This is a genomic window from Oleiphilus sp. HI0128, from assembly GCF_001635365.1.
Genome location: NZ_LWGG01000164.1, coordinates 1 through 897, shown reverse-complemented (window position 1 = coordinate 897; position 897 = coordinate 1). Strand labels below are relative to the sequence as shown.

At 44.6% G+C, this 897-nt stretch carries 1 protein-coding gene; it reads left to right on the top strand.

The genetic code is table 11. The features are described from left to right. A partial coding sequence (locus A3763_RS02090; RefSeq protein ID WP_156494832.1) for a PhoH family protein occupies positions 1-654 on the top strand: 654 nt, incomplete at its 5' end. Positions 655-897: the final 243 nt, after the last annotated feature.

Sequence of the window (897 nt, the reverse complement as noted above, 5' to 3'; positions counted from 1 at the left end):
TGGGGAATTCAAGCTAAAAACAAAGAACAGAATTTTGCTTTGGCAGCACTCACTGATCCTGAAATTGATTTCGTCACCATCGCCGGAGAAGCCGGGACAGGTAAAACTCTGTTAACCCTAGCTGCGGCACTACACCAGGTGTACGAAGATAAGTTTTATGATGAAATCATTGTCACTCGGGCCACGGTTCCAATGGGTGAAGATATCGGCTTCTTACCCGGCGAAGAAGAAGATAAAATCGGCCCTTGGATGGGCGCGATCACCGATGCTTTGGAAACATTGAGCGCCAACCCCAACGGCACCGATTTCGAAAGGAAGTCGAGTGTTGAATTCTTAAAAAGCCGCGTAAAAATAAAAAGCTCCGGTTTTATGAGAGGCCGAAGTTTCTCCGACAAGATCTTCATTATTGATGAAGCCCAGAACCTGACCTCTGCACAAATGCACGGTCTCATATCACGAGCTGGTCCAGGCACTAAGGTCATTGCGATTGGCAACCTAAAGCAAATTGATACACCCTATCTATCGGCCTCAACGAGTGGCTTCAGCTTTGCAATGGACCGCATGCGAAACTGGGAACACTATGCTCACATCACACTACAAAGCGTTGAACGCTCCCGTCTTGCAGACTACGTTGCTGCCAATTTTTCTGACTAAACAGGCATAAAAGTCTATAGGGTAAGCCTAAGTGCTTGCCCTATATTTATTGCCAAAAATGCCAATACTCTGTCCTCTACTGTCATGGTCTTCTTACCATTCCCGATAAATAATGATCAAGTAAAAACAGGTCGGCCCTCTCTTCTCAGATAATGGTCAGATAAAGTGTCTGTTGTACTTTGTCCGCAGGACGCAAAATAAAAATAATATACATATCGAAAGGTCCTAACTATGTTTAAAACT